20 protein-coding genes and 1 pseudogene are annotated in these 20,584 nt (G+C 59.5%); 12 read left to right on the top strand and 9 right to left on the bottom strand.

Features of this window, described 5'->3' with window-relative positions; translation table 11 throughout:
• Window positions 1–64: 64 nt before the first annotated feature.
• The gene (locus QZ268_RS06540) at window positions 65–1,063 is read right to left on the bottom strand and encodes an asparaginase (protein WP_295449901.1); all 999 of its coding nucleotides are present in this window, start codon (window positions 1,061–1,063) and stop codon (window positions 65–67) included.
• A 171-nt stretch (window positions 1,064–1,234) separates the two neighbouring features.
• On the opposite strand from QZ268_RS06540, the gene QZ268_RS06535 reads away from it, so the two are divergent.
• From QZ268_RS06535 to QZ268_RS06520, 4 genes are all read left to right on the top strand, one after another.
• On the top strand, window positions 1,235–1,768 hold the full coding sequence (locus tag QZ268_RS06535; protein WP_295449899.1) for an invasion associated locus B family protein: 534 nt from the start codon (window positions 1,235–1,237) through the stop codon (window positions 1,766–1,768).
• 314 nt (window positions 1,769–2,082) lie between these two features.
• Entirely contained in the window at window positions 2,083–2,640 is a 558-nt protein-coding gene (locus QZ268_RS06530; protein WP_295449896.1) for a carboxymuconolactone decarboxylase family protein, read from the top strand.
• Between the two features lie 174 nt (window positions 2,641–2,814).
• On the top strand, window positions 2,815–4,002 hold the full coding sequence (gene rlmN, locus QZ268_RS06525; RefSeq protein ID WP_295449894.1) for a 23S rRNA (adenine(2503)-C(2))-methyltransferase RlmN: 1,188 nt from the start codon (window positions 2,815–2,817) through the stop codon (window positions 4,000–4,002).
• A gap of 190 nt (window positions 4,003–4,192) precedes the next feature.
• The gene (locus QZ268_RS06520; protein WP_295449891.1) at window positions 4,193–4,414 is read left to right on the top strand and encodes a hypothetical protein; all 222 of its coding nucleotides are present in this window, start codon (window positions 4,193–4,195) and stop codon (window positions 4,412–4,414) included.
• Between the two features lie 47 nt (window positions 4,415–4,461).
• Here QZ268_RS06520 and QZ268_RS06515 read toward each other — a convergent pair whose 3' ends face one another.
• A complete protein-coding gene (locus QZ268_RS06515) occupies window positions 4,462–5,310 on the bottom strand; it encodes a TIGR00730 family Rossman fold protein (RefSeq protein ID WP_295449888.1) in 849 nt (282 codons plus the stop codon).
• A 172-nt stretch (window positions 5,311–5,482) separates the two neighbouring features.
• Here QZ268_RS06515 and QZ268_RS06510 point away from each other — a divergent pair, with 172 nt between their 5' ends.
• The 3 genes from QZ268_RS06510 (at window position 5,483) to dapD (ending at window position 7,999) form a co-directional block, all read left to right on the top strand.
• Complete coding sequence (locus QZ268_RS06510; RefSeq protein ID WP_295449886.1) at window positions 5,483–6,415, top strand: threonine/serine dehydratase; 933 nt, start codon at window positions 5,483–5,485, stop codon at window positions 6,413–6,415.
• A 38-nt stretch (window positions 6,416–6,453) separates the two neighbouring features.
• Window positions 6,454–7,053, top strand: a complete 600-nt coding sequence (locus QZ268_RS06505) for a GntR family transcriptional regulator (protein WP_295449883.1) — start codon at window positions 6,454–6,456, stop codon at window positions 7,051–7,053.
• Window positions 7,054–7,171: 118 nt separating this feature from the next.
• Entirely contained in the window at window positions 7,172–7,999 is an 828-nt protein-coding gene (gene dapD, locus QZ268_RS06500; RefSeq protein WP_295449879.1) for a 2,3,4,5-tetrahydropyridine-2,6-dicarboxylate N-succinyltransferase, read from the top strand.
• A 110-nt stretch (window positions 8,000–8,109) separates the two neighbouring features.
• Here dapD and QZ268_RS06495 read toward each other — a convergent pair whose 3' ends face one another.
• Window positions 8,110–8,655, bottom strand: a complete 546-nt coding sequence (locus tag QZ268_RS06495) for a HutD family protein (RefSeq protein WP_295449876.1) — start codon at window positions 8,653–8,655, stop codon at window positions 8,110–8,112.
• Between the two features lie 118 nt (window positions 8,656–8,773).
• Here QZ268_RS06495 and QZ268_RS06490 point away from each other — a divergent pair, with 118 nt between their 5' ends.
• Window positions 8,774–9,121, top strand: coding sequence for a hypothetical protein (locus QZ268_RS06490; RefSeq protein ID WP_027242012.1), 348 nt, complete (start codon window positions 8,774–8,776; stop codon window positions 9,119–9,121).
• A gap of 50 nt (window positions 9,122–9,171) precedes the next feature.
• Here the strand turns inward: QZ268_RS06490 and QZ268_RS06485 are convergent, their stop codons facing one another.
• The 3 genes from QZ268_RS06485 to QZ268_RS06475 form a co-directional block, all read right to left on the bottom strand.
• Entirely contained in the window at window positions 9,172–10,227 is a 1,056-nt protein-coding gene (locus tag QZ268_RS06485; protein ID WP_295449871.1) for a transporter substrate-binding domain-containing protein, read from the bottom strand.
• A 113-nt stretch (window positions 10,228–10,340) separates the two neighbouring features.
• Window positions 10,341–11,411: a Hint domain-containing protein gene (locus tag QZ268_RS06480; RefSeq protein WP_295449868.1), complete on the bottom strand. Its 1,071-nt coding sequence runs from the start codon at window positions 11,409–11,411 to the stop codon at window positions 10,341–10,343.
• A 4-nt stretch (window positions 11,412–11,415) separates the two neighbouring features.
• Window positions 11,416–12,987 carry a Hint domain-containing protein gene (locus QZ268_RS06475; protein ID WP_295449866.1) on the bottom strand — a complete coding sequence of 524 codons (1,572 nt, stop codon included), beginning with the start codon at window positions 12,985–12,987 and terminating at the stop codon, window positions 11,416–11,418.
• A gap of 378 nt (window positions 12,988–13,365) precedes the next feature.
• Here QZ268_RS06475 and dapE point away from each other — a divergent pair, with 378 nt between their 5' ends.
• The 4 genes from dapE to rnr all read left to right on the top strand — a co-directional run bounded on the left by dapE (window position 13,366) and on the right by rnr (window position 17,866).
• On the top strand, window positions 13,366–14,511 hold the full coding sequence (gene dapE, locus QZ268_RS06470; RefSeq protein ID WP_295449863.1) for a succinyl-diaminopimelate desuccinylase: 1,146 nt from the start codon (window positions 13,366–13,368) through the stop codon (window positions 14,509–14,511).
• Window positions 14,508–14,933 (top strand): GNAT family N-acetyltransferase, encoded by a 426-nt coding sequence (locus QZ268_RS06465; protein WP_295449860.1) that lies wholly within the window; start codon window positions 14,508–14,510, stop codon window positions 14,931–14,933. The genes dapE and QZ268_RS06465 overlap by 4 nt, the downstream gene beginning before the upstream one ends.
• On the top strand, window positions 14,930–15,508 hold the full coding sequence (locus QZ268_RS06460; RefSeq protein WP_295449857.1) for a TIGR04282 family arsenosugar biosynthesis glycosyltransferase: 579 nt from the start codon (window positions 14,930–14,932) through the stop codon (window positions 15,506–15,508). Before QZ268_RS06465 ends, QZ268_RS06460 begins: the two co-directional genes overlap by 4 nt.
• Before the next feature lie 66 nt (window positions 15,509–15,574).
• The gene (gene rnr, locus QZ268_RS06455) at window positions 15,575–17,866 is read left to right on the top strand and encodes a ribonuclease R (protein ID WP_295449854.1); all 2,292 of its coding nucleotides are present in this window, start codon (window positions 15,575–15,577) and stop codon (window positions 17,864–17,866) included.
• Between the two features lie 26 nt (window positions 17,867–17,892).
• Here the strand turns inward: rnr and QZ268_RS06450 are convergent, their stop codons facing one another.
• From QZ268_RS06450 to QZ268_RS06440, 3 genes and pseudogenes are all read right to left on the bottom strand, one after another.
• A complete protein-coding gene (locus QZ268_RS06450) occupies window positions 17,893–18,315 on the bottom strand; it encodes a DUF1801 domain-containing protein (RefSeq protein ID WP_349386908.1) in 423 nt (140 codons plus the stop codon).
• Window positions 18,316–18,440: 125 nt separating this feature from the next.
• Window positions 18,441–19,286 (bottom strand): annotated as a pseudogene (locus QZ268_RS06445) (ABC transporter permease); the annotation flags it as partial.
• A gap of 15 nt (window positions 19,287–19,301) precedes the next feature.
• Window positions 19,302–20,573, bottom strand: a complete 1,272-nt coding sequence (locus QZ268_RS06440) for an ABC transporter permease (RefSeq protein ID WP_295449848.1) — start codon at window positions 20,571–20,573, stop codon at window positions 19,302–19,304.
• Window positions 20,574–20,584 lie beyond the last annotated feature (11 nt).

Genomic DNA, 20,584 nt, shown 5'->3' with positions numbered 1-20,584 from the left:
GCCCCGAAACGCCGACGGGCGGGAGCCCCCCCTTTATTTTCAGACCCCTGGCAGGTGGCTCAGGCTAGAACAGCATCTCGGCACTGGGGCGCACCGAGCCACAATGAATGCCGCGCCGGTTCAACAGGGGCGCATTGACATATTTACGGGTCTCCGGGTGGTCCGCCTCCAACACTCCCAGCCCCACCAGGATGGAGGCAATGACACATTCGCTGGCGCGGGTGGCGCCATCGGTGATCTTCACCGCAACGCCCAGTTTCTTTTCGGGAATGATGGCAACAAACACCGCTTCGGCTCCGGTTTTCACCGCAACCTTGCCGCCCATGGCCCGCATCAGGTTGGTGCAGGCGCGGGTTTCTCCCGCCACCAGATCCGGATGGGTCGCCATCGCTGAAACCAGCTGCGCCGCCGCATCCGACGCCCGATCAGAGCGATCCGCAGCCGAGGCAAACCACGACATCGCCCGTGCCAGTCCATGCACCGTGGTGGCAAAATTTGGCGCCGAGCAGCCGTCAATGCCATAGGTGGGGCTCTCCATGCCCGTAACTTCTTCAAAAGCCGTGAGGCAGGCCTGCTGCACCGGGTGGTCAATCTCGACATAGTCCGGCCCAGCACCCAGGTGCTGATTCAGGGTCAAAAACCCGGCGTGTTTACCGGAACAGTTATTATGCACCTGGCAGGGGCTGGTGTCTGTCTTGATCAACGCGTTGCGGGCCGGAATATCATCCGGCTCTTGCGGCCCGCAGCGGAAATCATCATCGCCCAGCTCCAGCTGCGCCAACCAGGAATTCACCCGGTCGGTATGGATATGGGCGCCATTATGGGAGGCACAGGATAGTGCCAACTGTTCTGAGCTGAGCCCATATTTGGCGGCCGCCCCAGAGGTAACCAGCGGCAGCGCCTGGATCATCTTTGCCGAGCTGCGCGGGTAGATCACCGCATCCGCATCGCCCCAACTGCGCACAATCTGACCGCTGTCATCGCAGATCACCGCATGGCCCAGATGCAGGCTCTCCAGTAGGGATCCGCGCCAAACTTCTGCCATTGGAACTGGTTTTGTCATCGTTTCAGCCTCTTTTCTTGGCGAATTCCTGCCAAACGCACTTTCGCCCGTAGCGCTTGTTACGTTAGTGTGCTTGTGTATGGCAAGCGAGAGCATCTGGTAGAGACGGCGGTCTAAACGCTGCTCGCTCTCACAGAAATTGAGGTAGAGACAGTCTTGGAGTCGGGACAAATGGCATCGAAACTCGCCCGTGTGATCGCGGGCCTGTGTCTGGCCGCTATGGCCACAACTGCAACCGCGCAGCAAACCACCACCGACAATCGCGTCGGTGCCAATGTGGATTGGAGCGTCTTTCAGGGTGACAGCCCAAAAGAATGCTGGGGCGTGTCTGCCCCCAAAGAAACCGTCAATACCCGCGATGGCCGCGTGGTCGCCGTGCGCCGCAGTGAAATTCAGCTCTTTGTCTTTTTCCGCCCCGACAATGGCGGCAATGGTCAGGTGACCTTTACCGGTGGCTACCCCTTTGCGCCCGGATCGACGGTCAACATGACAATTGGCGACAGCGAGTTTGAACTTTTCACCGAGGGCGAATGGGCCTGGCCTGCGACGGCGGCAGATGATGCCAAGATCATCACCGCCATGAAACGTGGCGCTGGTGCGGTGCTGACGGCGCGCTCAGCGCGGGGCACCCAGACCAAGGACACCTTCTCGCTGCTTGGGTTTACCGCAGCCATTGAAGACGCCGAAAAGCGCTGCGGCAGCTAACCGCTGCACATCTTTAAAGATCTATCTTTTCCGTTTCAGCCCGGTCCTTTGACCGGGCTTTTTCTATGCTTTCGCTCCACCCGTACCCCCACAACCGACCGACCAAACGCAGTGCGTCCCAAGGCGCGCTGCGCCCGCCCTGGGGAAACCTTGTCGTGCGCCGATTAGATCACGCTAACCCACAGAACATTCACGCCAAAACACATATTCGGGAAGTTGGTTCTATGCTGCACATACCTTTGTTGATTACTGCCAGTTATCCTTTTTTGGCTGCGCCCCTAGCTATCGCAAACCCAATCAAGAGGATTAACGACATGGTCACCGCCACACTCCATACCCTTGAAACCGCCCCAGAGGCCGCAAAACCCCGGCTGGAAGAGGCCATCAAGACCTATGGCATGGTTCCAAACCTCTATGCCGTCATGGCCGAAAGCCCCTCCCTGCTGGAAGGGTATTTTCAGCTCCACCGACTGGCAGAGGCCTCCGGCTTCAGCCCGGAAGAACGCACAGTCGTCTGGCTGACAATCAATGTTGCCAACCAATGTCACTACTGCGTGCCAGCCCATACGATGATCGCGCAGGCCGAGAAAATCGACACTGCAATCATTGATGCATTGCGCGATGAAACCCCACTGCCAAGCGACCGACTGGAAGCCTTGCGCAGCTTTGCGCTGGCCATCCGTGAAACACATGGTCACCCGAGCGAGGCCGCAACCTCGCGTTTCATCAAGGCCGGATACGACAACAAGGCGATGATGGACCTCCTGGTGATCTATGCCCAGAAAATCCTGTCGAATTTCACCAACTCGCTGTTTGACACCCCAGTGGACGCGCCGTTTCAGGTCTTTGCCTGGGAACCGGCCACAGAATAGGGCCTGAAATATCAAATTCAGCGCTAAGATCAGGCCGCCCCGCACCCGCTGGGCGGCCTTTTTGCCGCCTGCAGCTTTGCCCCAGTGCCGAAACCGACATCGGATTCCTTTTGATCTTTGAACAAATTCCTATATAGAGCCGCATCCACCCTCCTGATTTAGAGTCACGCTGCCATGACCGCCAACGCGCCGATCACCCAAGACGTTCTGACCCTGCCCCGCAAGCTGCCCGAGGGCGGCAAGACCAATCTCGTCGGCATGACCCGCGAGAAAATGCGCCAGGCGCTGATTGATATTGGCATCCCTGAAAAGCAGGCAAAAATGCGAGTCGGCCAGATCTGGCAGTGGATCTACCAGTGGGGCAAACGTGATTTTGCCGAGATGACCAATCTCTCCAAGGCTCTGCGCGCTCAGCTGGAAGACGGGTTTGAGATCGCCATCCCCGAGGTGGTCAGCAAACAGGTCTCTGAGGATGGTACCCGCAAATATCTGGTGCGCATTGTCGGCGGTCACGAGGTTGAGGTGGTCTATATCCCCGAAACCGATCGCGGCACCCTGTGCATTTCCAGCCAGGTGGGCTGCACCCTGACCTGCTCCTTTTGTCACACTGGCACCCAGAAACTGGTGCGCAACCTGACAGCCGCCGAAATCATCGGTCAGGTGATGATGGCGCGCGACGATCTGGACGAATGGCCCGTGCCCGGCACCCGCAACACCGAAGAGGCCCGCCTGCTGTCAAACATCGTGCTGATGGGCATGGGCGAGCCCTTGTATAACTTTGACAATGTCCGCGACGCGATGAAGATCGCCATGGATCCCGAAGGCATCCAGCTCAGCCGTCGCCGCATCACCCTGTCGACATCAGGCGTGGTGCCGGAAATCGCCCGCACAGCGGAGGAAATCGGCTGCCTACTGGCGGTGTCGTTCCACGCCACGACGGATGAGGTCCGCGACAAGCTGGTGCCGATCAACAAACGCTGGAACATTGAGACTCTGCTGGAGGCCCTGCGCGCCTATCCCCGGCTGGCAAATTCCGAACGCATCACTTTTGAATATGTGATGCTGGATCATGTAAACGACAGCAAGGAAGACGCCCACCGTCTGGTCAAGCTGATCGAAGGCATTCCGGCCAAGATCAATCTCATTCCGTTTAATGAATGGCCCGGCGCGCCCTACAAACGTTCCTCTGGCAATCGCATTCACGCCTTTTCCGATATCATCCACGATGCTGGCTATGCCTCGCCGATCCGCAAACCCCGCGGCGAAGACATCATGGCCGCCTGTGGTCAGCTGAAATCCGCAACCGAACGCGCCCGCAAAAGCCGTAAGCAGATCGAGGCAGAGACAGGCGTAAAATCCTAAACGCCGAACCTGCCCCGCGCAGTCCTGATACACTGACGCCTCGGGGTCTTACGCCCGAGGCGTTTTTATGTGGCCTTCCGGCGACACTGCCGCCCTGCCACATTCTTTCCTCAAACCGGATATATTCCGGCCACAGCCGACCGACAGTTTCACCCTCAGGAACAATCAAAAGAATCCATGAGGACTGAGCATGAAACTGGAAACACAGGTACCGCAGGCCGCCAACAGCAATCTTGAGCCCTATGTGCTCGACCTGATCCGCGAAGAGCGCGAAAAAGCGCTGAGCCCCCGCGAATGGCAGTTCCGCCTGCGCGGCTATGGCTATGCGATCAAAGATGTCGATGGCGCCCGGATCGTGACCAGCCTGCCCAAGGGCATCGAGATTGGCGTTCTGCCAGCAGAATTCGCCTAGTCCGGCGCCTCCCTCCGATCGAGGGAAACACCGACCATGATTGGACCCTAACGCTCGCGACCAGGCAGGCTGTCGCGGGCAGGTTCGGGCGACCAGTTATGAATGATCTCGGCCGCCTCTTCGGCGGTTTCGACAAATTTAAACAGCTCAAGATCCTGCTCAGAAATCGTGCCGGCATCCGCCAGCGCATCCCAGTTTATGATCTTCTCCCAAAAGGCCCGACCAAACAAAATAAACGGCACCCGCTCCATCCGGCCCGTCTGAATCAGGGTCAGGCTTTCAAACAGCTCATCCAGGGTGCCAAAGCCACCCGGAAACACGGTGATCGCCGCCGCCCGCATCAGGAAATGCATCTTGCGGATGGCAAAATAGTGAAAGTTGAAGCTCAGCTCGGGTGTGACATAGCCATTGGGAGCCTGCTCGTGGGGCAGCACGATGGACAGACCCACCGATTTCCCCCCCGCATCCAGCGCACCGCGATTGCCTGCTTCCATCACTCCCGGGCCACCGCCCGTGACGATCACATTCTTGCGCCCGCCGGTCTTCATTGAGCTCTCGGTCATCATGCGCGCAAAGTCGCGCGCTTCATCGTAGAAATGAGACAGATCCGCCAACGTCTGTGTCCGGGCGCTTTCCTTGTTGGCCGGGCTGGGAATGCGGGCGCCGCCAAACATGACGATAGTGCTGTCAATGCCCTGTTCGTCCAGCATCAGCTGCGCTTTGAGCAGTTCCAACTGAAGGCGGACCGGGCGCAGCTCCTCGCGGCACAGGAACTCTTCATCCGCAAAGGCCAAACTATAGGCCCGCGAGGCGGACTGCGGTGTCAGTTCTACATGTTCGGCGCGATCTCGGTCTGAATGGGCATCCGGGAAGCGGCTATGGCGATCATCACTCATGGTGTATCAGGCAATCCTATTTGAACTATTGCGGTTCAGCTTAGCCTCCCTGGGGTGACAGGCACCAGCCTCGCTGGTCGCAGTTTGAACAGAATTGGTAGCCCACTGCAAAGGCTTGTATCACCTTCGACAATCGCTAAGGTCTGGCCCGCACAGCCAGGGGAGACTGCACATGGACTGGACCACCGAAATCAAAGCCGCCGCTGGCCGCATCGCAGGCCATATTCAGATCACACCGGTAATGCAGACGCTGGGGTTTGGCCTGGGCTATCCCATCGAGATGAAGCTGGAGCACATGCAGCACACCGGCAGTTTCAAGGCGCGCGGTGCCTTTAACACATTGCTGAGCCAGGATGTGCCAGCCGCCGGTCTGGTCGCCGCATCCGGGGGCAATCACGGTGCCGCCGTCGGCTATGCCGCCCATAAGCTGGGCCACAAGGCGCGGATCTATGTGCCGGAAATGGCAGGCCCCGCCAAGATCGCCCTGATCCGCAACACCGGTGCTGATCTGCAGGTGGTCTCTGGCGCCTATGCCAATGCGCTGGAACAGGCCCAGGCCTATGAGCAGGACACCGGCGCCGGACAGGTGCATGCCTATGATGCCCCCGGCACCGTCGCAGGTCAGGGCACCTGTTTTGCCGAATGGCAGGACCAGGGTCTGGCGGCTGATACGGTAATCATCGCAGTTGGCGGCGGTGGATTGATCGCCGGCGCCATGGCCTGGTTCCAGGGCGCCAAAAAGATCATCGCGGTGGAACCCGAAACCTCCTGTGCCCTGCATGCGGCCCTGGCGGCTGGGGCGCCAGTGGATGTAGAGGTTTCCGGCGTCGCCGCAAATGCGCTGGGGGCGCGGCGGATCGGTTCGATCTGTTTTGATCTGGCACAGCAGCAGCGCCAGGCCGGGCACCTGACCTCGCTCACCGTCACGGATGCGGCTATCACCGCGGCCCAGACCGCCCTGTGGCGCGAGCGCCGGCTGCTGGTCGAACCCGCCGGCGCCACCGCCCTGGCAGCGCTGATTTCGGGCGCCTATCAGCCCGCCGCGGGCGAAAGAGTGGCGGTGTTGCTCTGTGGCGGCAATATTGCCCCGGATCCGCTGGCCTGAGCCTTGCACCACCATCGCAGCCGCCCTATCGACCTGTCATGACCGCAACAATCGCAGATACAATCTATCAGGCCCTGAGCGAGCAGATCGTTACCGGCGCGCTGAAGGCGGGGGAAAAGCTGCGACAGGACCATATTGCCCGCGAATTTGACACCAGCCACGTGCCGGTGCGCGAGGCACTGTTGCGGCTCGAAGCCCACGGGCTGGCGATTTCCGAACCCCGACGTGGCACCCGTGTCAGCGCGTTGAACCCCAGTGAGATCCGCGAAGTGATCGAAATGCGGGTTGCTCTGGAAATCCTGGCGCTCACCCATGGGTTTGCCCGGATCACCAAGGCGGATCTGGATGCCGCAGAGGCGGCCCGCCTGGCCTGCGACGAAGCAGAGGACATGGCCACTTGGGAGCGCTGCAACCGGGCTTTCCACCGCATCATTCTGACCCCCTGCCAGATGCCCCGGTTGCTGGCCTCGATTGATGATCTGCACATTGCCTCGGCGCGGCATCTGTTTGCCAATTGGCGGCACCAGTGGCGCCCCCGCATAGATCAGGATCACGCCGCCATTGTGCAGGCGATGCAGCGCCAGGATGCCCCTGCCGCCTGCGAAATCCTGCGCCGCCACCTGCGCCGGGTACGCTAAAGAGGTCAAAACGCCGGGTAGGGCGTCATTTTGGCCGTAATCCGGGCATGACCTGCGCGCAGATTGCCGTTAGAAAGCTGCGAATCCTAATTTTACACACATGCCGGAGTACCCCCCAATGTCCAACGCTCAGCTGGAAACCGCGATCGAAGCCGCCTGGGAGGCCCGTGACAGCATCACCCCCGCCACCACAGGTGAACAGCGCGAAGCCATCGAGGCCACATTGCAGGCGCTGGACTCCGGGTCGCTGCGGGTTGCCGAAAAACTGGACAGCGGCGACTGGCACGTCAACCAGTGGGCCAAAAAGGCCGTACTGCTGGGCTTCCGTATCAAGGATATGGAAATGCAGTCCGGGGGTCCGCAGGGGTCCAGCTGGTGGGACAAGGTCGACAGCAAATTCATGGGCTGGGGCGATGCCGAGTGGAAAGAGGCCGGTTTCCGCGCCGTTCCCAACTGCATCGTGCGCAAAAGCGCCTATGTCGCCCCCGGCGTGGTACTGATGCCCTCGTTTGTGAACCTCGGCGCCTATGTGGACGAAGGCACCATGGTTGACACCTGGGCCACCGTTGGCTCCTGCGCCCAGATCGGTAAAAACGTACACCTGTCGGGTGGCGTTGGCATTGGCGGCGTGCTGGAACCCATGCAGGCCGGCCCCACCATCATCGAGGACAACTGCTTTATCGGTGCCCGTTCCGAGGTGGTCGAAGGCTGCATCGTGCGCGAAGGCTCGGTCCTGGGCATGGGCGTCTATATCGGCAAGTCGACCAAGATCGTCGACCGCGAGACCGGCGAAGTGATGTATGGCGAAGTGCCGCCCTATTCGGTGGTTGTCTCTGGCTCGATGCCATCAAAGAACAACGTCAGCCTGTATTGTGCGGTGATCGTCAAACGCGTCGATGCACAGACCCGTTCAAAAACCGGTATCAACGAATTGCTGCGCGACTGATCCCGCCGCGCTGAGGTTCCATGCTGCGCGTCTCCTTGATCCCAAGGGGGCGCGCATTTTGTTTTGAGCGGCTATTTTAGTCGGACATTTGTGACTACCTACTGACCTGTCTAAAGGTGTCCCAAGCGCAGCAGCACCGCCCTACCATCCTGCGCAATATCCACGAAACCACCAGCGACACCCTGCCATCCCTCGCCGCTGCTGAGCTGCTCAACACCTGCAGAAGTCTCCAGCCGCAGGGAACCCTCCAGAACAAAAATCAGTTGGGTTCCATCGTCAAAGTGGTGTCGGCCCGCGTCGCAGATTTTCATCTCGGCGCTCATGCGGTCTGGGTCATAGATCAGGTTAAAGGCCTCGCAGGCGCCCTGCCTCAGCCGCGCGGTGAGATCCAGCCCGCCATCAAAATGCAACGGCTTTAGGGGGTCCGCCACTAGCTGCACATCGGCGTTGGACAGCTGCAACCCAGCGCCTGAAACGATGCAATGAATACGCGACAGGCCGGGGAAATTAGAAAACGCCCCGTCCCGGTCGATCCGCGCCAGGCTGGCGCGCCAGATCATGTGCCCCTTGGCGGTGTCTTCGCGGGCCAGTTCCCGCGTAGAGCCACCACCGTTTTTCCAAACCTGGGGCGAAATCTGTGAAAGCGAAAACCGCATGGGATCTCCTGTAGCTGACCACGGGTTTTATAGGTTTGAAACCTTTGCAGGCCTGCCGCAAGCCTGAACAATCTGAATTCGATTGACCCCAAGGCGCCGACAGGGCTATGGCGACGATATGGAAAAAAAGAAGATATCCCGCCAACAGGTCTATACGCTCCTGGTTCAGATCGGTCGCAAAGAAGGCGATGGTCTGCCCGAAGGCGCAACCGGGGCAGCCCTGATGATCTATGCCTCTGGCGTGGATGAGGCAGAGGCCGTCCGCGAGACTGTCGCCATCCTGAAACAGGCCGACACTGCACCGCTGGATGTCACCGGCTATGGCACCCTTGCCGAACGTCAGGAAGAAGGCCACGAGATTGGTGAGGAAGAACATGCGCTGATGCAGCGTGCGCTGGAAGAAAACGCCGTGATCGTGGCCCAGATGACCCCCTTCTTTGAGGGCGAAGAACCCGTTTTCCACTAGCGGCTACGCAAAGCGAAAAAGCCAGAGATAGGCTCTGGCCGGGGATACCGTTAGTTCAATCGACCAAACCAGCTGCGATACAGCGCTTCATAGCTGCCATCTTCCTGCATTTCCAACAGGCTCCGGTTGGCCTGCTCGGTCAATTCAGATCCCTGTGGGAAAACAAAACCGTAGTATTCACGCAGGAAGACTGATCCGATGGTGCGGCCATATTCGCTGCCGCCATGCTGCACATAATAGTTCAGAACTGGTGCATCAAAAACCACGACACGAATATCCCCTGCCTCAAAGGCCGCCAGCATCTCATCCAGGGTTTCAAAGCCCTGATAGTCGATGTCACGGCGCTGCAAGAAACCAGCGGCGGTGGACCCCTCAATGGTGCCGGTGCGTTTGCCGTAAAGGTCATTTACAGAGGAGATCGAACCGCTGATGGCGTCAACCGTCATCACCGCAGTGATTTTGGCAACGAAGATCGACACGATAAACAGGGAAGACAGCACCAGCATCACGCCAAACATCCGCCCAATAGCAGTGCGCGGCACCCGTTCTTCAAAGCCGCCGTTTACCACCAGATTGAGCGCCCACCAAAAAGACGGAAACCAGGCTTCTTTCAGGGGACGGTCAAAATAGGGTTGGGCACGACGCTCCAGGGCCCACATGAACATGCCGCCAACCAGAAGCAACAAAAACGCCAGCCCGATCGCCAGGGCCAGATCCCAGGACAGCAGCGCTTTCATCAACGATGGTTCCCGCACGTCCGCAGCCTGCACCAGAATCTGTAGCCCGCTTTCAAACACCGGCTGACTGAAATCCATTTCTGCTTCACGGGCCGAGGTAATCGAGATATTTGCCGCAGCCAGATCCACCTCTGCGTCGCGAACCCCCGTCAGCATCTCGGCAAAGGTGTCCTTGCGGTGAACGGCAAGGTCCCAGCCCTGACGGTGGGCAATTTCCTGCAGTAGCTCGATGGCAAAGCCGGTCTCACGCCCGTTTTCAATCATTGAAAAGGGTGGACGGGTCACCGTATTGACATCGACCACCTGCGCCGCCAGCGCATTTCCCCAAAGAAGGAGCAGAAACGGGAGGATAAAGCGAAGAGCGCGCAAATCAATACCTCAGAACAGGATACGTCACTTTTTGAATAAGTCTTAGGTGGTTCAACAGGTTCAAGCAAGCTTGAACCCCTCAGGCCACCCGTCGTTCTGCAAGAACCGCAGCATCAAAAGCACCCAGAACCGGATACCTGGGGGGGGCCATGTTCCGGCAGCGTGGTGCGATCCACTGCCGCCAACTGGCTGGCTTTGAGACGCGTTGCATCACGCCGCAGGCTGCCCAGGTACAGGCTTTCAAGAACCGCGCCCGCAGCCAGCAACGGCGCGTGATCCGGCAAGATCAGCTGCGTATAACAGATGGTCATCCCCTTGCCCCTGAAGTGATCCGGTACTGCCACAGCTGTTGCCACCGATGTCCCCATTAAATGGCGCGTCGGTACCAGAACTGCGGGCCGTCCAAACAGATATTCCACCTCACTGCCGCTCAGCACCAGCCGTTGCGAGGCCGAAACCTGAATCGCCTGCTGCAATCCAAAGAAAGGAGCTCGCAGGACAACCGGGCGAAAAATCCCCATGGCTGGCACTTCGCGGCGCAAGACATGCAAAACCGGCAGGCTGTCACCGGACTCGCTGAGGACCAGATCGCCGCGCTGCAGGGTGTCAACCGGGCGATACCCCTGCGGTGTCGCCACCGGCGTCTCTGGAGCAAGACCTGGCATCGGTCCTACGGGCTCCAGCGCGTTGGACACTGCCAAATAGGTCAGCGCCGCCGAGGTGAAGCGCAACGGTCCCGGGGAGACCAGAGTTTTAAGATCCTGATAGCGCCAGGGGCATGGCGGCGGCAGCAAGGCGATCTGTACCCGATCACTGTCGGCGCATTCCAGGGCAAGGCGCGCGTATCCTGCCAGACTGTCCCAGGCATAGGTCAGCCTGACCTGTCCGGTGTGCCCTGCCCCGCTGGGATTGAGCGCCGCATGGGAGAGACGGCCGCTCTGCTGCAAGATCAGGCTGACGCCGCCGCCCGGCACTGCCTGGATCGCCAGGGAGATCGGCCAGTCGCCATCCTGGGAAAATTGCAACAGGGGCTCAAGTCGGGGACTGTCTGGGATCGACATTTCAACCACCAGGGTGCCGCGCAGCATCAAGGCGTCGCCACCACCCTCAGCCCGCAGGGCCTGAACCAGCCCGGACAGGTCCGAACACCCTCGCGCAAAATCGATGATGCCCAGCCAGCACATCAGATCAGGCGGCCTGCACTGCCGCAAGCAGCCTGCCCTCAAATCCCTTCAACCCAGGCCGGGCAGACGCGCCATAGCCACAGCCGGTTTCCGGGTCGAGTTCGGGGAACAGCGCATAGATCTCTTGCAGGACCGGCTGTTCAAACAGCTCAGCCGTTTGCGGGCCGGGTAAAAAGCTTTCGGTTGTCAGCCCTTCAGAATAGATCACCTGATGCTGGTCAAACAACAGATGCACATAGGTGACGTCACCGCCAAACTGGCGGGAAATACTGCCACCATTCAGCAGATCCTTTGCTGCAACCAGCACCTCGCCCTCACCGAACAACAGCTCTGCATAGGCGTCACGCAGCAAAATGCGGTGTTGCGGCGAAACCATCAGGTCGCGGTGGGTGCCAAAGCTGCCCGCACGGATGAGGATCGGCGCAAACTCGCCCTCAGCACGGACACTGCGGGATCCGATCCAACGCAACGGTTGCGGCCCCTGGTCTCTGGTTGTCACCAGATCGCCGGGCTGCAGGGTCTCAACCGGCACGTCCCCCTCCGGGGTGCGGATCAACGTCCCGGCCACAAAGCACGGAATCGAGCTGGCTTTTACAAAGCCGGTATCGCTGTTGTCCCCATTGCTGGCGGTATAAGTAAAGTTGAAATCTTCAATATCCCCGTCACCGTGAAGCGTCAGGGTGCCATCTGCATTCACCTCGACCTGCTGCCCCGTCGGCAGCGTCACCACAGACCCAGCGGAGACCTCCACCCCGTTGACATGGGTGACCGTCAACACCCCGCCCGAGGGGCTGACGTCATTGGCCAGCACATCGACAACCTTGCTGCCATCCGCTGCCACATGGACCTCATCGGTCAGCGCCACCAGATCGGTCTGCACCGAGTCAGCTGCGATCAACAGATTACTATCGTAGCTGCTGTCTCCCACATCCGCGATGCCAAAGCGGATGTCATTTACCTCGCCGGGATTGACATACATGGTCAACGTCATGGTGATGGTCAGGCCGTCCATCTCGGTGTTGAAGTCATCACCGGTGTTATCAAGGTAGAGATTTTCATTGATCGAGGCACTGACATTGCCCGGATTTGCGGCGCCACCGCCGACGTCCATTTCGACCACCGAGCCATTGACCCACACGGCCACCACATCCTGATAGATCGAGCCCTGATATTCCGGGAACTCTTCGGAGGAAAACACAAACTCCACGGTCATGACCGAAGCGTCGGGAATAAAGCTCACATCCAGGTAGGAGGCGTCATAGGTTCTGGCACCAGCCGCAGCATTGAAATCCGAGTTGTTGTTTTCGCCACTGGTATTGCGCGAGGTGTCAGTCGCCCGGTTGGGATCACCTCTAGAGTTGGTGTAGCTGCTGGCCCGTCCCGTTGACAGGATCACGCCGCTATCCCCGGGGGTGGCGCCGGGGGCCAAGGCGTCCCCGTTTGAATAGATCGCCGATGATCGGCTGTCGCCGCTGTAATCGGCACTGACCACGGTGACACCGTCGCCAAAAATCGTTTCGGCCATCTCGGTCGCAGACGCACCTGTATCGTATCCCAGCTCTGATGCTGTCGCCATTTGCCTTGCTCCAATCCTCAATTGGAGAGACAACTCACCCGTCACGCCACAGCGAAAGATCCGCTGCGCTGCCTGGACCTTTTTGGCCCTTTATATATTGGCAAAATCCACATTTTTGTGGTTCCGCTCGCTGGTGACCTGCCTCTGGTCTTTTTTATTAACTGTTCTATACCACGCACTTTTACGAGGTGTCAGCTAGTAAGTTTTCCCTAGATCAGGGCGCAGCTTTTGCGCCACAAGGCCCCAGACAGGCCGCGACGGCGTTGGGCTGCGCCTTCCAGCGTGATCTGGCTCTGTTTGCACGGGCTCCAAAAGCGCGTTAAATCACTCAAAACCTTATTTTGGGCGTGCCCCCGCACGCCGCACAGGAGCACCCACATGGCCCCCATCGACCCGGTTCGTCTGACTGCGGATTTGATCCGCTGCCCCTCTGTAACCCCTGTAGAAGGTGGCGCGCTGCAGATGTTGCAAGAGCTGCTGTCGCAAGCTGGGTTTACCTGCACAAGGGTGGATCGTGGTGGCATTTCCAACCTCTTTGCCCGCTGGGGGGACAAGGGCCATGGGCGCAGCTTTGGCTTTAATGGCCATACCGATGTGGTGCCCCTGGGGGATGAGGCCGCCTGGACCATGCCGCCCTTTGGCGCTGAGATAAAAGACGGGGTGATGTATGGCCGGGGGGCAACCGACATGAAATCTGGCGTTGCGGCCTTTGCCGCCGCTGCCATTGATTTTGTCACCGACACCCCACCCGACGGCGCGGTGATCCTGACCATCACCGGCGATGAGGAAGGCGATGCCATCGACGGCACCACTGCCTTGCTCGACCATATGGCGGCAACCGGGGAAAAGATGGACGTCTGTCTGGTTGGTGAACCCACCTGCCCCACAACCATGGGCGAGATGATCAAGGTGGGCCGCCGCGGTTCGATGTCCGCCTGGTTCACCGTGACCGGCAAGCAGGGGCACTCCGCCTATCCCCACCGTGCCAATAACCCGCTCAACGCCATGGCCCGGCTGGTGGACCGCCTGGCCAGCCACCAATTGGATCAGGGCACCGATCATTTTGATGCCTCGACCCTGGCGGTTGTGACCATCGACACCGGCAACCCCGCGACCAATGTGATCCCGGCCCAAAGCCGCGCAACGGTAAACATCCGCTTCAACAACAGCCACAGTGGCGCCAGTCTCAGCAGCTGGTTGCAGAGCGAGGTGGACCGGGTCACGGCAGAATTTGGCGTCTCAATCGAGATGAAGATAAAAATCTCCGGTGAGAGCTTTCTCACCCCGCCCGGTGCTCTTTCGGATCTGGTTGCAAGTGCCGTGGAGGCCGAGACGGGGATCAAACCCGAGCTGTCAACCACCGGCGGCACCTCGGATGCGCGCTTTGTCAAACATCACTGCCCGGTGGTTGAGTTTGGCCTGGTCGGAAAGACGATGCATCAGGTTGATGAATGTGTGCCGGTTGAACAGATCACCCAGCTGAAATCCATCTATGCCCGTATCCTGAAAGACTATTTTGCATGAGCATCACAATCGCCGAGACCCGGGATTTTGCCACCTGCCTTGCCCTGCGCCACACCGTTTTTGTCAAAGAACAAGGCGTGCCAGTCGCGGAAGAACAGGACGCGTTTGACGCAGTCGCAACCCATCTGTTGGCACAGGACGGCAGCACCCCGGTTGGCACCGCGCGCATCCTGTTTCAGGGTGATGTGGCAAAGGTCGGTCGGGTCTGTGTGCTGCAAAGCGCTCGTGGCACTGGCCTCGGGGCGGATATTATCCGCGCAGCCATCGAAATTGCAAAAAAGACACCCGGCATCGCCCGCGTCAAACTCGGCGCCCAGATCCACGCGCTGGGGTTCTACACAAAACTCGGCTTTCAGGCCTTTGGACCCATCTATGATGATGCTGGCATTGATCACCGCGATATGGTGTTGGAGCTGGCGTGAGGCCGGTTCTGATCATCATGGTGAAAGAGCCACGCCCCGGCCGGGTCAAAACCCGGCTTGGGCGTGACATTGGCAAAATTGCCGCCACCTGGTGGTTTCGCCATCAATCTGCCCGGCTGATCCGCCGCCTGCGTGATCCCCGCTGGGAGCTCGTTCTGGCCGTTGCGCCAGATCTGGCCGTCTCCTCACGCGTCTGGCCTGGCGATGTGGCCCGTCAGCCGCAGGGGCGGGGGGATCTGGGACAGCGCATGGGGGCAATGCTGCGCAAATTTGGTCCCGGACCGGTCTGCCTGATTGGCGCCGATATCCCCGGCGTGACCCGCGCCCATATTGCCCGCGCCTATGCTGCGCTCGGGGGTCATGACGCAGTCTTTGGCCCCGCACTGGATGGCGGCTATTGGCTGGTCGGGGCCAAGCACCCCAAACGTCTGCCCCGCAGCCTGTTTCGCAATGTGCGCTGGTCCAGCGAACAGGCGCTGGCGGACAGCTTGCGCAGCCTGCCCGGCTATCGCATTGCGCTCACTGATCAGCTTAGGGATGTCGACACTGCGGCGGATCTGCCCGACCACCGATAGCAGGCTTGCATCTGACGCAGCGCTTTTGCCCATGACCTCTCCTCCCAGCCATGCTAGGCGGGGTATATGACCCGTATTCCCTCCAAGGCCGAGATCCTCGATTGGATCAGCGCCCACCCGACCCAGACATCGAAACGCGACATTGCCAAGGCTTTTGGCATCAAGGGCGCCGACCGGATTGATCTCAAGCGCCTGCTGAAGGAGCTGGAGGCCGAAGGGCATTTGCAAAAGCGCAACAAAACCTATCGCGACCCCGAGCAATTGCCCCCGGTGACGGTGCTGCTGGTCAAGGCGCCGGACGAGAATGGCGATCTTTATGCCCAACCGCTGGAGTGGCACGGCGAAGGGGTAGAACCGATCGTGCTGGTGGTAACCACGCCCGCAGGCCCTGCCCTGGGACAGGGTGACCGCATTCTGGCCCGGTTGAGTAAGGTGGATGGATCCGATCATCACTACGAGGCCCGCATCATCCGCCGCATTGGCGTGAACCCCAAACGGGTTATCGGCATCTTCCGTAAGGGCGCTGAGGGCGGCCGCATTGTGCCGATTGAAAAGTCCTCCTCCAATGAATGGATCGTGCTTGAGGACGCCATGCAGGGCGCCCGTGATGGTGAGCTGGTCGAGGCCGAGCAGGCTGGCCCCAAGGGCCGCATGGGCCTGCCCCGCGCCCGCGTGATCAACCGGCTGGGCGATCCCTCTGCCCCCAAGGCGGTGTCGCTGATTGCCATTCATCAGCATGGTATTCCCGATGATTTTCCCAATGCGGTGGTGGCCGAGGCAGATGCCGCCAAACCCATGGGGCTATCGGGGCGCGAAGATCTGCGTGACATGCCGCTGATCACCATCGACCCGGCCGATGCCCGCGACCACGATGACGCCTGCTACGCCGAAGCGGATACCGATCCTCAGAACCCCGGTGGCCATATCATCTGGGTCGCCATCGCCGATGTTGCCGCCTATGTCAAAACCGGCGGCGAGCTGGATCGCGAGGCGCGCAAACGCGGCAATTCCTCGTATTTCCCGGACCGCGTGGTGCCGATGCTGCCTGACCGGCTGTCGGGCGATCTGTGCTCGCTGCACGAGGGCGTACCGCGCCCCTGTCTAGCAGTGCGCATGCAAATCGATGCCGATGGCAACAAGATCTCGCACCGCTTTGCGCGCGGGCTGATGCGGTCTGCTGCCTCGCTGCATTACGCCGAGGTCCAGGACGCCATGGATGGTCAGGTGACGGAGCGCACCGAGCGCTTTTTGGAGCTGGTGATCAAACCGCTTTATGCCGCCTACACTGCGCTGAAAAAGGCCCGTGCCCGGCGCGAGCCGCTGGATCTGGACCTGCCTGAACGCAAAATTGTGCTGAACGACAATGGTCAGGTCACCTCGGTGGCCTTTCGTGACCGGTTGGACGCGCATAAGTTGATTGAGGAATTCATGATCCTCGCAAATGTGGCCGCCGCCGAGACCCTGATCAAAAAGCGCTCACCGCTGCTGTTCCGGGTGCACGAAGAACCGGCCCCAGAAAAGCTGGAGTCCCTGCGGGAAACGGCCATGGCTGCTGGCTTTCCGTTGGCCAAGGGCCAGGTCTTGCAGACCAAGCACCTGAATGCCTTGCTCAATGGCGCGGCGGGCACCGATGACGCCGAGCTGATCAATATCTCGACCCTGCGGTCGATGCAGCAAGCCTATTACACACCTGAAAACTTTGGCCATTTTGGCCTGGCCCTGCGCAACTACGCGCATTTCACCTCGCCCATTCGGCGCTACGCTGACCTGATTGTGCATCGCTCGCTGATCTCCGCCCATGGCTGGGGCGACGATGGCCTGCAACCGGCAGAGATCGACCGCCTGGAAGAAACCGCCACTCATATTTCCGAAACCGAGCGTCGCTCGATGATTGCGGAACGCGACACCACCGACCGCTACCTGGCCGCTTATCTGTCCGAACGGGTCGGCAGTGAGTTCACCGGTCGGATCAGCGGCATCGCCCGCTTTGGTGCCTTTGTGAAAATGGATGAGACCGGCGCCGATGGCCTGGTGCCGGTCCGCACCATTGGGCGGGAGTTCTTTCACTTTGACGCCGAGGCCGGCACCTTGATGGGGGCCGATACCGGATTCACCATCTCGATTGGCCAGCGCGTCACCGTTCGCCTGACACAGGCGGCGCCAGTCACTGGCGGGCTTGAGCTGGAACTGTTGTCAATCGAAGAGGAAGCCCTGCCCAGAGGCGGCTATGCAGGCGGGGGCGGAAAGGGCGGCGGTCGTCGACGCAGCCCCGCAGGGCATACTGCAAAACGCAAAAGCAGCAGGTCCAAACACAAGGCGGCAAAAGTCAAACGCAAGGTAGACCGCAAACGCCGCTGACCCTGGGCCGCTGACCTTGGGACCTGCTATTTTGCTGCCGTCTTTTTGCGCAGCCGATAGGTCAGAGCCTGTTCGATTAGCCAACCATGGCGCAGCGGATCTATATCTGTGACCTGATCAAACAGAACTGCGCGGGTTCCATCCACCCGATCCCACATCGGATAGGCTGTCAGATACTCGGGTATCAGGCGGCTTTGGCAATGCACAAACAGAGCAAACCCTGCGGATTTTGGCACGCCCAGGCGGAGTGTTGTTCCGGCCTTGGTCTGCGGTGTCAGATAGGCCGGTTGGCCCCAGCGCAGCGATTCTTCGATCTGCCCAATCTCTGGCCGAGCCCGAGCAATGTCAAAAATCATGTCGCGCAGCAGCAAGAGCCCCTCACGGGCGGTCTCGTCCGGCAGGCGATATGCCGCTTCGACTTCTGGGCTTGAAAAAGGGTATTTCATCATCTCAGTTCGCGTTTTGGATCTGTTTGATCAGCATAGGCGCTTTGGCCCAAGTCACGAAACCCCAATAGAAAAGGAGGCCCAAGATCGCTGGGGCCTCCTTAATACTATTGTTTTAATTGCTGCGTTTAGCTTGGGCTCATGCCCCGCAGACGTTCCGAACGTCGCCGCAGCATTTCCACGGTTGCAAGCAACACGATAGAGATCGCGACCAGGATCGTCGCCACCGCCAGAATGGTGGGGGAGATCTGCTCACGCAGGCCGATGAACATCTGCCAGGGCAGGGTTTTCTGACCAGCCGAGCCGACAAAGAGAACCACCACGACCTCGTCAAATGAGGTGATGAAGGCAAACAGGCCGCCAGAAATCACACCAGGCAAGATCAAAGGCATCTGAATGCGGAAGAAGGTGGTCACCGGATCCGCGCCCATATTTGCCGCCGCACGGGTCAGCGAGCGGTCAAAACCCACCAGCGTTGCCGTCACGGTGATGATCACAAAGGGAATACCCAAGGCCGCGTGGGCCAAAACCACCCCGAGATATGTCCCCTGCAGGCCAATACGGCTGTAGAAGAAATACATGCCCGCAGCGGAAATGATCAGCGGTACGATCATTGGCGAAATCAGAATCGCCATGATGGCCCGACGGAACGGCACATGGGGTTGGCTGAGGCCGATCGCCGCCAAGGTTCCGAAGGTCACAGAGACAAGCGTAGCCATGGGGGCAATCTTCAGCGAGTTCCACATCGCGCTTTGCCAAGAATCGTTGCCAAAGAAATCGCGATAGTGTTTCAGCGAAAACCCTTCAGGATCCAGCCGCAACATTTCCGGCGTGAAGGTAAAGAAGTCCTGCGCGTTAAAGCTCAGCGGGATGATCACCACGATCGGAGCAATCAGAAAGAAGAAGATAAGCCCGCAGATTACCCGGAAGGAATAGTACCAGACCCGTTGGCCAGTGGTCGCATATGGAGGAAGTGCACTCATTGTCGGTTACCCCAGCTTCACGTTGTCGATGCCGACAATCTTGTCATAGACCCAGTACAGCAGCAGCACCACCGCCAGAAGGATCGCGCCCAGTGCCGCGCCCAGACCCCAGTTGCCCGATGTCGAGATATGATAGGCAATCAGGTTGGAGATGAAGGTCCCTTTGGTACCACCCACCAGGGCAGGCGTGATGTAGTAGCCAACCGCCAGGATGAAGACGAGGATCGACCCCGCGCCAATGCCTGGAATGGACTGAGGGAAATAAACCCGCCAGAAGGCTGTCCAGTTGGTGGCGCCCAGCGACTTGGCCGCCCGCAGATAGGTGGGCTGGATCGTCTGCATCACCGAATACATCGGCAGGATCATAAAGGGCAGCAGGATATGGGTCATCGCAATGATGGTGCCCAGTTCGTTGTTGATCAACACAAGTCGATTGTCATCACCAACCAGCCCTATCCAGACCAGCACGTCATTGATAACACCTTGTTGCTGCAGCAGGATTTTCCAGGATGATGTCCGTACCAGCAGCGAGGTCCAGAATGGCAGCAGCACCAGGATCAGCAACATGTTGGCATTGCGGGTGGTGATATTGGCCAGCAGCCAAGCAACCGGATAGCCCAGCATAATGCAGCTGAAGGTGATGATCAGCGACATCCGCATGGTTCGGATCAACATGGTGTTGTAAATGCGTTCTGTCTCGGGACGGATCTCGGCACCATCAGCGCCCAGTTTCATGTCTACCGCATTGAGGAAATACCCCACGGTATGGGTCCCGGAATATGTCTTGATGGTGCGCCACAGCTCGATATCAGCCCAGCCATCGTTGAGTTCGATCAGGCGCTCCTTGTAGGGGCCTTCGTTTTCAACATCCCATTTTCTGATCTTGCGGCCGGATTTACGAAACACCGAGGACAGGCCTGGGTTCTCGTAGTTCAGGCGCTTTGCCACTTTTGTGTGCACCTTGATCTCTGCCGCGGCCTTTAGATCCACCGCCAGCGCGGCAAAAACCGCTTCGTCTGGCAATTCCGATGAGGCGGGATCCCAGGATTCGAGCGCTGTCACCGTTTTGGGCAGGATTTCCTGAACGATTCGGTTGTCTACCGAACGGTACAGCATATCGCCAACAGGCAGGATGAAGGTCACAAGGATAAACAGGAGCAGCGGTGCAATCAGCATCAAAGCCCTGAGCTTCTGCAGCCGCAGTGCCTTCGCGAGGCTACGCTTTAGCGGCGTGCCATCAGCGGCCAGCACAGGGCCATTTTGGGTGGTGTCACTCATGGTGGGGATCC

It is taken from the genome of uncultured Pseudophaeobacter sp., assembly GCA_905479575.1.
GTDB lineage: Bacteria > Pseudomonadota > Alphaproteobacteria > Rhodobacterales > Rhodobacteraceae > Pseudophaeobacter.
Note: the sequence above shows the minus strand (reverse complement) of the source record. Positions and strands in the feature narration are given on the sequence as shown.

Excerpts from the sequence above, each read along its gene's own strand:
- QZ268_RS06540 (WP_295449901.1), bottom strand. The coding sequence starts at position 1,063 with ATGACAAAACCAGTTCCAATGGCAGAAGTTTGGCGCGGATCCCTACTG.
- QZ268_RS06535 (WP_295449899.1), top strand. The coding sequence starts at position 1,235 with ATGGCATCGAAACTCGCCCGTGTGATCGCGGGCCTGTGTCTGGCCGCT.
- QZ268_RS06530 (WP_295449896.1), top strand. The coding sequence starts at position 2,083 with ATGGTCACCGCCACACTCCATACCCTTGAAACCGCCCCAGAGGCCGCA.
- rlmN (WP_295449894.1), top strand. The coding sequence starts at position 2,815 with ATGACCGCCAACGCGCCGATCACCCAAGACGTTCTGACCCTGCCCCGC.
- QZ268_RS06520 (WP_295449891.1), top strand. The coding sequence starts at position 4,193 with ATGAAACTGGAAACACAGGTACCGCAGGCCGCCAACAGCAATCTTGAG.
- QZ268_RS06515 (WP_295449888.1), bottom strand. The coding sequence starts at position 5,310 with ATGAGTGATGATCGCCATAGCCGCTTCCCGGATGCCCATTCAGACCGA.
- QZ268_RS06510 (WP_295449886.1), top strand. The coding sequence starts at position 5,483 with ATGGACTGGACCACCGAAATCAAAGCCGCCGCTGGCCGCATCGCAGGC.
- QZ268_RS06505 (WP_295449883.1), top strand. The coding sequence starts at position 6,454 with ATGACCGCAACAATCGCAGATACAATCTATCAGGCCCTGAGCGAGCAG.
- dapD (WP_295449879.1), top strand. The coding sequence starts at position 7,172 with ATGTCCAACGCTCAGCTGGAAACCGCGATCGAAGCCGCCTGGGAGGCC.
- QZ268_RS06495 (WP_295449876.1), bottom strand. The coding sequence starts at position 8,655 with ATGCGGTTTTCGCTTTCACAGATTTCGCCCCAGGTTTGGAAAAACGGT.
- QZ268_RS06490 (WP_027242012.1), top strand. The coding sequence starts at position 8,774 with ATGGAAAAAAAGAAGATATCCCGCCAACAGGTCTATACGCTCCTGGTT.
- QZ268_RS06480 (WP_295449868.1), bottom strand. The coding sequence starts at position 11,411 with ATGTGCTGGCTGGGCATCATCGATTTTGCGCGAGGGTGTTCGGACCTG.
- QZ268_RS06475 (WP_295449866.1), bottom strand. The coding sequence starts at position 12,987 with ATGGCGACAGCATCAGAGCTGGGATACGATACAGGTGCGTCTGCGACC.
- dapE (WP_295449863.1), top strand. The coding sequence starts at position 13,366 with ATGGCCCCCATCGACCCGGTTCGTCTGACTGCGGATTTGATCCGCTGC.
- QZ268_RS06465 (WP_295449860.1), top strand. The coding sequence starts at position 14,508 with ATGAGCATCACAATCGCCGAGACCCGGGATTTTGCCACCTGCCTTGCC.
- rnr (WP_295449854.1), top strand. The coding sequence starts at position 15,575 with ATGACCCGTATTCCCTCCAAGGCCGAGATCCTCGATTGGATCAGCGCC.
- QZ268_RS06450 (WP_349386908.1), bottom strand. The coding sequence starts at position 18,315 with ATGATGAAATACCCTTTTTCAAGCCCAGAAGTCGAAGCGGCATATCGC.
- QZ268_RS06440 (WP_295449848.1), bottom strand. The coding sequence starts at position 20,573 with ATGAGTGACACCACCCAAAATGGCCCTGTGCTGGCCGCTGATGGCACG.